This window comes from bacterium (assembly GCA_035691305.1).
Taxonomy (GTDB): domain Bacteria; phylum Sysuimicrobiota; class Sysuimicrobiia; order Sysuimicrobiales; family Segetimicrobiaceae; genus DASSJF01.
This window is the reverse complement of the sequence record DASSJF010000063.1, coordinates 32081-44631: the sequence shown is the minus strand read 5'-3', so window position 1 is coordinate 44631 and position 12551 is coordinate 32081. Positions and strand designations below refer to the sequence as shown.

Sequence of the window (12551 nt, the reverse complement as noted above, 5' to 3'; positions counted from 1 at the left end):
GAGTCATGAGAGTCTATTTTTTGTCGGGACGTTCGCGAGTCCCTCTGACCGCCGCTCTATTTGTCTAGAACGGCATCTTGTGGGACGGGAAGCGCTGGTAGTTCATTTGGTGGCGCCCCACCAAGCACTATAATCTCCAATTCCCCCAAATGGACTAAGACAGTCACGCGTATCGTCGCTGCCTGTGAACAGTCAGAAGCGGAGGCCGTCGCGACGGCGAGTTAGTGAGAAATGCACGAGGGAGGCCGGATGTCTTCCAACATGCGGTCCCTACACTTTCCTCAAGCCCAGGCCCTTTAGGCTCACCAGTCGGTAGCATCCGTTAGCAAGCTCGGCACTTTAGGACAACCAATCACTTCGAAACCCACTAAATCTGGTGGGCCCTGAGGGACTCGAACCCCCGACGCCCGGGTTAAAAGCCCGGCGCTCTACCCGCTGAGCTAAGGGCCCGCCGCACGCCAGTGTAGCATCCGTTCGAATCCGAGGCTAGGCCGGCACGATTCTCGGGGTATATACCTTCCGTATGTGTTACTACATTGAGGAGTGGAAACCAAGGCACGAATGGCTCGCGATGACGCCGGAGGACCGCGGCAAGTTTCTCTACGACCTCAGCCCGACGCTCCAAAGCGTGATTGATCAGGGCGCCGAACTGGTCGGTTACTGTATCAATCATAATGGGCATCACGACAAGACCGACCGGTTCTTGAGGATTTGGCGCGTTCCCACCAAGGAATTCGCTCGGCGTATCGAGGCGGCGCTCGAGCGGGCCGGGTGGCGCACGTTTTTCGACCCGGGGGACGCCGGCGGCGAAGTGATGACGCCGCAGGTTGCGATCCCATACCTGGTCAACCCGGAGAAGTAGCGGTCGCAGCGCCGGTAGGCGGACCCGCCGCGGGAGATGACACGCGGCCGGGGCGCGGAACTGCGCGCCCCGGCCGCGGCGTAGCCAGGCTCGTTGAAAGCGGTCAGGCTTTCGGCGTCTTGGCCGCCTCCACGATCTCGTTCGTCATCACGTCCGGCGGCTTCACTTCCTGCGGGATCTGCTTCAACCCGTAGTACGTGTCGCTGATCGCTTTCCAGACCTGCGGGTCCATGTACCCGAACCCGTGCTCCTTTGTCAACGGCGACGACATGTAGGGGATCTCGTTCTTCCACGTTTGGAGCTCGAGCGGACGGCTGAGCGCCGGCGCGGCTTTGAGCACGTAGTCCACCGCCTCGTCCGGGTGGTCGGCGGCGTACATCCAGCCCCGGGCACTCGCGGAGAGGAACCGCACAAGCACGTCGCGGCGCTCAGCGAGCACGCGGTCCGTCGTGAAGTACGTGTAGGCGTAGAGGCGGATGCCGAGGTCCCAAAGTTTGAAGTAGCCGAAGGCGCCCGCCTGCCGGACGGCCTCGACCTGCGGCGCGTCGATGATCCACCCCGTGATCACGTCGACCTGCCCGGTCACGAGCGGGCGCGTGTCGCCGCCGACGAACAGCACCTTCACCTTGTCCGGCGGAATCTGGTACTTGGCCAGGACGGCCTCCAGCAGCGGCCGGGCCGTCGCCTGGATCCCGATCGTCTTGCCCTCGAAGTCCCGGGGCGTGCGGATGCCCGATTTCCGGAGGAACATGAACGCGAACGGATGCCGCTGGAGGGCGGTCGCGAACGCCTTGACCGGCAGGCCGCGCGCCCGCGCGTTGACCAGCACGGCGACCGAGGACACGTTGCCGAACGGCACCCCGCCGCCCGCCACGATCTGAATCGGATCGATGTTGGGCCCGCCCGGCTGGATCTTGAGGTCGATGCCCGCGTCCTTGAAGTAGCCTTTGCCGATCGCCGTAAAGTCCCCGGCCATCTGCGCGTTCGCGAGCCAGCCGAGTTGCTCGGACAGCCCCGTCATGCCTTGGGCCCGCGCCTGAGACGCGAGACCAAGAAGGCGGCCGCCGGCCGCCGCGAGGCCCAGCGCGGCGCCGCCCGCAAGTAGACCGCGCCGCCCGATTGGTTGCGTAAAGAACGTGATCGTGTCCCGCTTCATGTCGCACCCTCCTTCGGGCTGGCTATACTTTCGGAGTCTTCGCCGCCGACACCAGGTCGTTCGTCATGATCTCGTCGGGCTTCACCGGCCGCGGCATCTGCTCGAGCGCGAAATAGGTGTCGCTCAGTTCCGCCCAGACCTTCGGATCCATGTAACCCCAGCCGTGCTGCTTCGTCGCGATCGACGTGAAGTAGTCGCCCATGTTCTTGAGCGTCGTGATCTCGAGCGCGCGGTTGAGGCCGGAGGCGCTCTTGAGAACGATGTCGATCGCCTCCTCCGGATGGTCACGCGCGTCGAGCCATCCGCGCGCGCTCGCCGAAAGGAAGCGCGTCAGCACCTCGCGGCGCTGCGTGTACGCCTGATCGGTCGTGAAGTACGTGTAGGCGTACTGGCGGATGCCGAGATCCCACAGCCGGAAGTAGCCGACTTGCGTCGCGAGCCCGAGGCTGGCGAACAGCGGCAGCCGGTCGATCACCCATCCCGTGATCACGTCCACCTGGTGGGTCGCCAGCGGCGCGATATCGCCGCCCACGAAGATCACCTTGACCCGGTCCTTCGGGACGTTGTGCTTGTGCAGCACCGCGTCGAGCAGCGGCCGCGCGGTCGGCTGGATGCCGATCGTCTTGCCTTCGAAATCCTTGGGCGTCCGGATTCCCGACGACTTCAGGAAGAAGAACGCGAACGGATGCTTCTGCAGCACCGTCCCGAAGGCTTTGATCGGCAGGCCGCGGCTGCGCGCGTTCAGCAGGACGCCGATCGACGCCACATCGCCGAAGGTGGTCCCGCCGCCGGCCACGACCTGGATCGGGTCGAGCGCGGGGCCGCCGGGCTGCATCTTGAGGTCGATCCCGACGTCCCGGTAGTAGCCTTTGGCGATCGCGACCAGTTCGCCGGCCGCCTGCGAGTTGAGGAACCACGCGAACTGCATCGACATCGCGGCCGTTCCCTGCGCCTCGGCGCGGGACGCGGGCCCGGCGAGCGCCGCGCCCGCCCCGAGCGCGAGCGCCGCAACGCCGCCGCCCAACCGCAAGATCTCGCGGCGGCCGATCGTGGAACTGAGCAACGTCACTCGATCGCGTGCCATGTCCCCCCCTCACCCCCGTTCGTCATCACCGCCGCCGGACCGGCGATCATACCGCGACCTCCGCGCGGAGCCGCTTGATCTCGTCGTCGCCGTAGCCGAGCTCGCGGAGGATCTCGTCCGTGTGCTCGCCGGCGTCCGGCGCGCCCCGCCGCACCGCGGCCGCCGTCTCGCTGAGCTTGACCGGATTGCCGATCGCCTTCACCCGGCCGCGCCGCCCGTCGGGGATATCGACGACCATCTCGTTGTGCGCGAGCTGCGGATCCGCGAGCGCCTCGGCGAGCGTGCGGATCGGCGCGCAGAGGATGTCCTGGCCCTCGAGCGCGCGCAGCGCTTCGCCCTGCGTCAGCTCGGCGATCCGCCGCCGGAAGATCGCCTGCAGCTCGGCGCGGTGAGCAAACTGCGCGGGCTCGGTCGCAAAGCGCTGGTCTTCGTGCAGCGGGTCGAGCCGCAGCGCCCGGCAGATGTCCCGCAGCGGCTCCTGCTTGAAGGCCCCGAGGAAGAGAATCCACTTCCCGTCGCGCGTCTGGAAGTGGCCGTTGAGCGGCATCCGGCTCCAGTTGATCTCCTGGCCGGCGTTGAGCATGCACGCGGCTTCCTGCTGCTGCATATAGAACATGCTGTCGTAGAGCGACGAGGTGACGAGCTGGCCGCGGCCGGTCCGCTCGCGCGCCATGAGCGCGAGCAGAATGCCCTGCACCAGCAGCATGCCGGCCGCGAAGTCGCACACCGCCACGGTGAACGGCTCCGGCGGCGTGCCCGGCTCCGCCCGGCGCATCAACGATCCGCCCATCGCCTGCGCGATCCAGTCCTGCCCGCCCTTCAGGACGTACGGGCCGGACGGCCCGAACCCGCTGCCCATCGCGTAAACAAGTTGCGGGTTCAGCCCGCGCACCTGTTCGTAGCCGTAGCCGAGCTTCTCCATCGCGCCAGGGCGGAAGTTGTGTACGAGCACGTCGGCCCGCCGCAGCAAGCGTTCCAGAATCTCACGGCCCCCCGGCTTCCGGAGATCCAGCGTCATCGCCCGCTTGTTGCGGTTGCCGGCGATGAAGAGAAAACTGGAGCCGTCCGGCTGCGGAAGCGTCGTGCGCAGGAAATCGCCGGCGCCCGGGCGCTCGATCTTGATCACGTCCGCGCCGAAGTCCCCGAGCATCTGCGTTGCGATCGGCCCGAGGGTGATCTGCGTGAAGTCGACCACGCGGACGCCTTCGAGCGGCAGCGGAGCGGAGTGGGAAGCGGCCGCGGGCTCCGCCACTACCGGCCCTTCCACCGCGGCGGCCGCTTTTCACGGAACGCGCGCGTGCCTTCCTCGGAATCTTCCGAGGCGACGGCCTCCATGACGCGGCGCGGAAACCACCGCGGCGCGGCCCACCCGGGCAGGTCGCGGCCTTCCATCGCGATCTGCTTGGTGCCCTCCACCGACAGCGGCGCGCAGGCGACGACGTCGGCCGCCCATTTCTCGGCGGCCGACGTGAGGCCGTCCGAGGAAGCCACCTCGTTGACGAATCCCGCGGCGTGGCCGTCCCGCGCGCTTACGCGGCGGCCGGTGAGCAGCATTCCCATCGCGATCTTGTACGGCACCTGGCGCGTCAGCATCGCGATGCCGCCGTCGAGCGCCATGTAGCCGACGCGGGGCTCGGGAAACCCGAATTCCGCGTGCTCGGCCGCGATAATAAGATCGCACGCGAGCGCCAGCTCAAAGCCCGTCCCGAGCGCAAGGCCGTTCACCGCGGCGATCACCGGCTTCAAGAGGTCGCGCCGGAACGAGAGGCCGCCGGCGCCGAGGCGCGGGCCGTCCCAGAGGTACGGGACGCCGTTCTTTGCTTCGGGATCCTTGAGATCGGTACCGGCGCAGAACGCCCGGGTACCCGCGCCCGTGAGAATCGCAACACGGATGTCCGCATCGTCCCGGATGTCGTCCCAGATGGAGGAGAGCGCCGCGTGCGCGGCCCGGCTCAGTGCGTTCATGACCTGCGGCCGGTCGATGGTCACCCGCGCGAGCGGTCCGTCCTTGGTGAGGCGGATGCCGGCCTCGCGGCGCGCGGCGTCGTTCACGACCCGCCCCCGTACCGCGCCGCGGCGGCGATCGGCGAACCGAGGATCGCGCCGCGGGCGGTGAGGCGTTCTTGGAGCTCGCCGACGTTGACGCTCCGCGGCTCGACGCCGGCCGCCACCGCGATCGCGGCGGCGGTCCCCGCCGCCTCGCCCATCACCATGCAGGGCGGGATCTCGCGGCTGATCTTCTGCGCCTCCGGCGTCGCGGAGTAGTGGCGCCCCGCGACGAGCAGGCCCTCGACGCCCACCGGCAGCAGGCTGCGGTACGGCATGTAGTAGTCGCGGCCGCGCCCGATCACGTCCGGGAACGCCCGCCGCTCGACGATGTCCTCTTTGGTCAGCACGTATTCGCCGAGCAGAAGGCGCGTCTGCCGCACACCGGCCTGCGGCGCGGCGTCCAGGATGTACGAACGCTCGAAGCCCGGAAAGTGTTCGCGCAGCCACGCCGCGGCCTTCACAAACCGCTGCCGGCACTCCACCTCGAGGCGCGTGAGGTCGTCCACCTTCAGACCGTCGAGCCCGAAGACGTGCGGCGTGTTGCACCAGACGACGCCGTCCCGCGGCGTGCGCAGCCACCACAAGTCCCACGACGCGCCGAAGATCTGCTTGACCTGGTGGTTGAGCCGCTTCGCCTCCTCCGGATGCTCCCGCTCGAACTGCGTCGCGCGCGCGGTGTCCACGTCGGCGAGGCGGTGGACGAGCGTCATCATGTAGGCGCCCTTGATGTGCGGCGCGCCCGCCCCCGCGTAGACGTCGCCGTCGCCGGTGGCGTCGATGAACAGCCGGCCCGCGATCGCCTGCCGCCCTTCTTTCGTCTCCACCACCACCGCGCGCACGCGGCCGTCCTCGACCGCGGGGCGCGAGAACCAGGAATGCATCCGCAGCGCGACCCCGGCCTCGAGCGCCATCTCGTTCGAGATCTGCTTCCAGACCTCGGGATCGAACGACGCCCCGTACGTCGTCGGATGCGGCAGCACGCGGGCGTAGAAGTCCTCGAACCCCCACCGCGCCCACTTCCACCAGAGCTCTTCGCTCCGGCGGAAGCACTCCTCGAGGGGCGGGACGACGCAGCCGCCCGCCGCGACCATGCGCTCGACTATCTCGTGGCCGATGCCGCCGACCGTGCGCCCGCCTTGGTCGCACATGTCGTCGAGGAGGAGCACCATGCCGCCGGAGGCGAGGCCGCCGAGGTAGCCGTAGCGCTCCACGATCATCGCTTTGGCGCCGTTCCGGGCCGCGGCGACCGCCGCGGCGATGCCGGCGGGACCGCCCCCCACCACGACGACGTCGGCCTCGGCGACCACGGGGACGTCGCGCGCCGGCTCGTGTACCGTCTTCACCGGGACCCTCCTGTGCGCCGCCAGGGCACGAGGTAGTGCTCGAGCAGGGAGATCAGGCCGAACAGCGCCAGCGCGAGCGCCGACGCGACCGCCATCGTGGCGTAGAGGAGCGGCGTGCGGTAGTCGTAGGTCGCGGCCAGGATCAGGTAGCCGAGGCCCTTGTTGGAGCCGATCCACTCCGCGACGATCGCGCCGAGCAGGCTCGCGGTGCTCGCGATGCGCAGCGCCGAGAAGAGGTACGGCAGCGACGTCGGCCAGCGCAGGTAGCGGAACACCTCCCACTTCGTCGCGGACAGCACGTGCATCAGCTCCTGCGCCTGCGCTTCCACGGCGTTCAAGCCGTCGACCATGTTGACGAGGGTGGGGAAGAACGTGATCAGCGCGGCGATCGCGATCTTCGGCGCGTAGCCGTTCCCGAGCAGCAGCACGAGGATCGGGCTGATCGCCACGATCGGCAGCGTGCGGACGGCCACCGCGAGCGGATAGACCGTGTGCTGGAACGTGCGGTTGTGGACGAACCCGATCGCGATCAGCACCGCGATGACGTTGCCGGCGACGAAGCCGCCGACCGTCTCGATGATGGTGGGCCAGGCGTTGATCGCCAGCGTCTTGGCCTGGTCGCGGAGCGCGCCGATCGTCTCGACCGGCGTCGCGGCGATGAAGTGCGGCACCTTGAAGACGGCCATCACGGCCTGCCACAGCGCGAGGACCGCGGCGATGCCGAGCATCGAAAGCAGCGTTCGCCGCAGCGGGTTGTCGCGGTCGCGGGCCGGCCCGCCCGGCACGGCGACGGCCGCCACCCCGGCGGCCTTCACGAGGCGTCCTCGAGCGCGGCACGGAGCTCGGCCGAGTAGCGGGTGAACTCCGGGGTGTCCTTCATCTTCGGCTGCCGCGGATACGGCAGGTCGATCTCGACGACCCGGCGGATGCGCGCGGGACGCGGCGACATCACGACGACGCGCATCGAGAGGTAGACCGCCTCCGCGATGCTGTGGGTGACGAACACCACGGTGCGGCGCACCTGCCCCCAGATCCGGAGGAGCTCTTCGTTCAGCCGGTCGCGGGTGATCGCGTCGAGCGCCCCGAACGGCTCGTCCATCAGCAGCACTTTGGGGTCGCTCACGAGGGCGCGCGCGATGGCGACGCGCTGCTGCATCCCGCCGGACAGCTGGCCCGGCCGCGCGCGGTTGAAACTCTCCAGGCCGACGAGCCGCAGGAGCGCGTCCGGGGAGGCCGACGGCGTGTGGCGCGCACCCCAGCCGCCGATGCGCAGCGGGAGCGCGACGTTTTCCTCGGCGCTCAGCCACGGCAGCAGCACCGGCTGCTGGAAGACCATGCCGAGCGCGCGGGTACGCCTGGCCTCCGCGGGCGAAGTGCCCAGCACCGCGGCGCGGCCCTGCGACGGCGGCAGGATGTCGGCGATCACCCGCAGCAAGGTCGATTTGCCGCACCCGGACGGCCCGAGCAGCGAGACGAACTCGCCCTGCCGGACCGTGAGCGTGATGCCGCGAAGTACTTCGAGGACGCCGTCGGACAGCGCGAACGACATACCGACGTCGCCGAGCTCGATCGCCGGCGCATCCACGATGACGGACATTTGACAGGCGTTCTGCGGTTCGCGAACGGAGTCCTTTCCAAACGGAGGTGCACCGCGTGCGGCAGATCTTGAAAGGCGGCACCGTCGTCACGATGAACCCGCGGGACGAGATCCTCGCGCCCGGCGCGGTCGTCATCGACGACGCGCGCATCGCATCGGTCGGCCGGGACGGCGCCGAGGGGACGCCGCGGCCGGACGATACGGTCGTCGACTGCCGCGGCCACCTCGTCATGCCGGGCCTGATCAACACGCACACGCACGCCGGGTTCGTCCTCTTTCGCGGGCTCGGAGAGGATCGGACGCCGGAGGAGTGGTTCGCATCGGCGTTTGCGCCGCCGTACATGGCGGGGGCCGTGCCGGACGACTACTACTGGGGGACGATGCTCGGCGGCCTCGAGATGCTGATGGGCGGCACGACGTGCACCGCCGACCGCTTCTCGCACATGGCGGTGATCGCCGAGGCGTTCGACCGCCTCGGCATGCGCGCGGTCGTCTGCCACACCCTGCGGGACATCACGCAGCCGCTGGAGTGGGACCTCGCGATGGCGCTGATCGACCGGTGGGGCACCGCCCCCGACGCACGCATCCACTGCGGGATCGGACCGCACGCGCCCGATACCTGCTCGGACGACCTGCAGCGGCGGATCCGCCGGACGGCGACGGAGACGGGCGCGCACGTGTTCATCCATTGCTCGCAGGCACCGGCGGAACTCGCCGCGCTGCGGCCGCGGGGCCACCGCGGCGGGGTGCACTGCCTCGCGGCCACCGGGTTGCTCGGCCCCGACGTCGTCGCGGCGCACTGCACCTACATCGACGAGGACGAGATCCGGATTCTCGCCGACAGCGGGACGTGGGTCAGCCACTGCCCGGTCAGCGCGGCGCGGATCGAGGGACGGCTCGCGCCGATCCCGGCGCTGGTTCGGGCCGGCGGGCACGTGGCGCTCGGAACGGACTGGGCCGTGACGAACAACGGCATGGACATGTTCGACGAGATGAAGAGCGCCGGCATCCTGAACAAGCTCGCCTCGCACGACACGTCGGCGCTGCCGTCCCGAACGCTGCTGCGGATGGCCACGATCGACGCGGCGCGCGCACTCGGAGTCGACGAGCACGCCGGCAGCCTGGAACCCGGCAAGCGGGCCGACGTGATCGCGCTCGACATGGGCAGCCCGCACCTGCAACCGTGGCACGACATCCCCGCCACGCTGGTCTACTCGGCGAAGGGAATGGACGTGCGCCACGTCTGGGTCGACGGGCGGTGCCTCGTCCGCGACCGGCGGCCGGTCGACGCGGACGTCGAGGACGTGTACGCGCACGTCGAGCGCATCTGGGAACGGCTGCGGAAGTCCGGCCTCTCGCGGGCGCGAGGGACCGCTTGGAAATGACGGATGGGCGGACGTGGTCTTTGTCGGCGGGGACGTGATCCGCGCGTCGATGTCGCGGGCTTCGCAGGAGACGGATTCCAGTTCTTCGGCGCTAGGAGCGCTTCGGCGCCGGCGGCACGCCCTCGGCGATCGCCGGGAAGCGGCTGAGCGGAAAGATGTCGACCGTCGCGGACCGCTGCTGCGAGAGCAGCCCGCCGTCCACGACGAGCAGGTGGCCGGTGATGTAACGGGCGTCGTCGGAGGCGAGGAACACCGCCGGGCCGGCCAGTTCTTCGGGCTCGCCCACGCGGCCGAGCGGGATCTGCTCGCCGCGCGAACGTTTGACGTCGGGGGGCATGTTGGACGTGTCGATCGAGCCCGGGACGAGCGCGTTGACGCGCACGCCGTACGGCCCGAGATCGAGGGCCATCGCCCGGGTCAACGCCTCGATGCCGCCCTTCGCCGCATCGTAGGCCGCGTTGCCGCGGTGGGCGCGCGAGGCGCCGCCGCTCGACATGTGGATGATCACCCCGGAGCGTTTCCGCGCCATGATCCGCGCGGCGCGCGAGCTGCACAAAAACGCGCCGGTCAGGTTGACGGCGATGACGCGCTCCCACCAGGCGTCGTCCGCCTCGAGGAAGTGGCGCATCGTGTCGGTCAGCCCGGCGTTGTTGACCAGCACGTCGACCGTGCCGAAGCGGCGGACCGCCGTGTCGATCACGCCGTCCACCTGGGCCGGCACGGAGACGTCGGCCGCCGCCGCCGCCGCGGATCCGCCGCGCGCCGTGATCGCCGCCGCCACGGCCTCGGCGCCCGCCGGCGCGACGTCGTTGACGACGACGTGCGCCCCCTCGTCGCCGAAGCGAACCGCGATCGCCCGGCCGATGCCCCGTGCCGCGCCGGTGACGATTGCAACCTTGCCCTGCATTCGCGTTCCGACCGTCATCACCGGCCTCCGCTAGCCCAGCATGATCCCCCGGCCGGGCTCGTTCAGGCGATCGCCGTACTCGTTGTCGCCGATGAGCGGTTCGCCTTCTTTGAACCGCGTCGCGCGGAACGGCCGCAGCGGCGCGGTCCGGGGGGCGCCATCCGTCATCCACTCCGCGAGCGCCGCGCCGACCGCCGGCGCCGTCTTGAATCCCGAGCCGTTGTCGCCCGTGCAGATCCAGAGCCCCTCGATTTCCGGATGGCGGTCGATGACCTGCTTGCCGTCGGGTGTGATCGTGATCGCCCCCGCCCAGCCGCCGCGCATCGGTGCCCGGCCGATCGCGGGCATGCGCTTCAGCAGGCGGGCTTTGGCGCGGACGACGTAGTCGCCGTCCACGCCCTCGTCCAGTGCGTCGGGATCCGGCAGCTCCTGCCGCGTCGAAATCCCGACGAGCGTGCTGAGAAAGCCGGGGCCCTCGGGCCGCATCCACAGATCGTTCGCGCCGTCGATGCAGATCGGGTGCGGCGCCTCATGCTCGAGCGTCCGCCGGAAGATAGTGACCTGCGTGCGCACCGCGGTCAGGTCCCCCGCCGCGCCGACCGGGCGGAGCAGCGGCAGCGCCCACGCTCCGCCGGCCACCACAACCGACGGCGCGGCGATGTATCCGCCGGACGTCTCGACGCCTTCCACCCGGCCCCCAGCAACCCGAAGCGCGTGTACTTCCGTTCCGAGCCGCACGTCGGCGCCTAGCGCCTCGGCGCGGGCGGCGAAACCGTGGGTCGTGCCCACCGGGTCCGCCATGCCCGAATCGGGCTCGTAGGCGGCGGCGGTGATATCGTCGACGTGCCACGACGGCACCAGCGCGCGCACGTCGTCCCGGCTGATCACCGCGGTGTTGACGCCCACCCGCTCGAGCATCGCCACGTTGGCCCGCAACTTCGCCTCGTGCGCCGCGGCGACGAACCGCAGCATCCCGGTGTTGACGAAGCCGCTCGAGCCGGCGCCGACGATGTCGCTCCAGTGCTGAAAGTAGGGCAGGCTCGCGAAGGCGAGGCGCGCCTCCGGCTCGTTCGCGTAGTGCATGCGCACGAGCGCACCCGACTTGCCCGTCGCCCCCGCGGCGAGAAACCGCCGCTCGCAGAGCACCACCCGGCCGGCGCGGCGCGACGCGAGGTGAAACGCGACGCTCGTGCCGACGACCCCTCCACCGACGACGACGACGTCCACGGTTGACGGCATGGTGCTGCGTGGTTCAACGGGCTTCGCGGCGCCGCCTCCCGCGCGGCGCGGGACGCGGGTCGCGCCGACGGCAAGGGGAAGCCTGCGCCGAACCGAAGTAGCGAGGCCATGGCGGACGAACCTCGGTGGGCGTTGATTCTCGGCGCGAGCAGCGGCTTCGGCGAGGCGACCGCGCTCGAGCTCGCGCGCTCCGGCTACGACATCATCGGCGTGCATCTCGACCGCAAGACGACGATGCCGCACGTCGAGGAGGTCATCGGCGCCGTTCGGGCGGAAGGACGCGCGGTCGTCTTCTTCAACGTCAACGCCGCCGACCCGGAGCGCCGCGTGGAGGTGCTGGCCCGGGCGCGCGAGGAGGCCGGCGCCCACGGCTCGGTTGCGGTGCTGCTGCATTCGCTGGCGTTCGGCAACCTCCGGCCGTACATCGGGGCGGCGGCCGAGGAATCGATCACGCCCGCGCAGATGGACATGACGCTTTCGGTGATGGCGCACAGCCTCGTGTACTGGACGCAGGATCTCGTGTACTCGGGACTAATGCGGCGCGGCGGCAAAATCTTCGCGATGACGAGCGCGGGGGCGACGCGGGTGCTGCCGAACTACGGCGCCGTCTCCGCGGCCAAGGCCGCGCTCGAGTCCCACATCCGCCAACTGGCGATGGAGCTCGCCCCGCGGGGCATCGCGATCAACGGCATCCGAGCCGGCGTGACCGACACCCCGGCGCTGCGCAAGATCCCGGGCAACGCCGCGATTGTGGAAGGCGCGCTGCGGCGCAACCCGTCCGGCCGGCTCACGACTACGCAGGACGTCGCGAGGGCGATCGCGGTCCTCTGCCGGCCCGGCACGGAGTGGATCACCGGCAACGTGATCGGCGTGGACGGCGGCGAAGAGGTCGTCGGTTAACCCCGGCCGCGGACCGCAGGCCCCGAGGG

General features: G+C 69.9%; 12 protein-coding genes and 1 tRNA gene. 3 read left to right on the top strand and 10 right to left on the bottom strand.

Translation table 11 applies throughout. From position 1 onward, the window contains the following. Positions 1-374: 374 nt before the first annotated feature. Positions 375-450 (bottom strand) — tRNA-Lys (locus VFL28_11710). 73 nt (positions 451-523) lie between these two features. On the opposite strand from VFL28_11710, the gene VFL28_11705 reads away from it, so the two are divergent. Continuing rightward, positions 524-862: a DUF6616 family protein gene (locus VFL28_11705; protein ID HET7265328.1), complete on the top strand. Its 339-nt coding sequence runs from the start codon at positions 524-526 to the stop codon at positions 860-862. 103 nt (positions 863-965) lie between these two features. On the opposite strand, the gene VFL28_11700 is transcribed toward VFL28_11705, so the two are convergent. Genes VFL28_11700 through VFL28_11670 form a run of 7 tightly spaced genes read right to left on the bottom strand, consistent with a single transcriptional unit; the run spans position 966 to position 8091 of the window. After that, positions 966-2018 carry an ABC transporter substrate-binding protein gene (locus tag VFL28_11700; GenBank protein HET7265327.1) on the bottom strand — a complete coding sequence of 351 codons (1053 nt, stop codon included), beginning with the start codon at positions 2016-2018 and terminating at the stop codon, positions 966-968. A gap of 22 nt (positions 2019-2040) precedes the next feature. Further along, positions 2041-3102 (bottom strand): ABC transporter substrate-binding protein, encoded by a 1062-nt coding sequence (locus VFL28_11695; protein ID HET7265326.1) that lies wholly within the window; start codon positions 3100-3102, stop codon positions 2041-2043. A gap of 46 nt (positions 3103-3148) precedes the next feature. Then, positions 3149-4354, bottom strand: coding sequence for a CoA transferase (locus VFL28_11690; GenBank protein HET7265325.1), 1206 nt, complete (start codon positions 4352-4354; stop codon positions 3149-3151). After that, entirely contained in the window at positions 4354-5154 is an 801-nt protein-coding gene (locus tag VFL28_11685) for an enoyl-CoA hydratase-related protein (protein HET7265324.1), read from the bottom strand. The genes VFL28_11690 and VFL28_11685 overlap by 1 nt, the downstream gene beginning before the upstream one ends. Beyond that, positions 5151-6494, bottom strand: a complete 1344-nt coding sequence (locus VFL28_11680) for an FAD-dependent oxidoreductase (GenBank protein HET7265323.1) — start codon at positions 6492-6494, stop codon at positions 5151-5153. Before VFL28_11680 ends, VFL28_11685 begins: the two co-directional genes overlap by 4 nt. After that, positions 6491-7309: an ABC transporter permease gene (locus VFL28_11675; protein HET7265322.1), complete on the bottom strand. Its 819-nt coding sequence runs from the start codon at positions 7307-7309 to the stop codon at positions 6491-6493. The genes VFL28_11680 and VFL28_11675 overlap by 4 nt, the downstream gene beginning before the upstream one ends. Continuing rightward, on the bottom strand, positions 7306-8091 hold the full coding sequence (locus VFL28_11670) for an ABC transporter ATP-binding protein (GenBank protein HET7265321.1): 786 nt from the start codon (positions 8089-8091) through the stop codon (positions 7306-7308). Before VFL28_11670 ends, VFL28_11675 begins: the two co-directional genes overlap by 4 nt. Positions 8092-8147: 56 nt before the next feature. Between VFL28_11670 and VFL28_11665 the strand changes: the two genes are divergently transcribed. Next, the gene (locus tag VFL28_11665; GenBank protein ID HET7265320.1) at positions 8148-9476 is read left to right on the top strand and encodes an amidohydrolase; all 1329 of its coding nucleotides are present in this window, start codon (positions 8148-8150) and stop codon (positions 9474-9476) included. 91 nt (positions 9477-9567) lie between these two features. On the opposite strand, the gene VFL28_11660 is transcribed toward VFL28_11665, so the two are convergent. Together VFL28_11660 and VFL28_11655 are read right to left on the bottom strand one after the other, a co-directional pair. Beyond that, a complete protein-coding gene (locus VFL28_11660; protein ID HET7265319.1) occupies positions 9568-10401 on the bottom strand; it encodes an SDR family NAD(P)-dependent oxidoreductase in 834 nt (277 codons plus the stop codon). A 12-nt stretch (positions 10402-10413) separates the two neighbouring features. Then, positions 10414-11622 carry an FAD-binding oxidoreductase gene (locus tag VFL28_11655; GenBank protein HET7265318.1) on the bottom strand — a complete coding sequence of 403 codons (1209 nt, stop codon included), beginning with the start codon at positions 11620-11622 and terminating at the stop codon, positions 10414-10416. A 108-nt stretch (positions 11623-11730) separates the two neighbouring features. Between VFL28_11655 and VFL28_11650 the strand changes: the two genes are divergently transcribed. Continuing rightward, positions 11731-12522, top strand: a complete 792-nt coding sequence (locus VFL28_11650) for an SDR family oxidoreductase (protein ID HET7265317.1) — start codon at positions 11731-11733, stop codon at positions 12520-12522. Positions 12523-12551 lie beyond the last annotated feature (29 nt).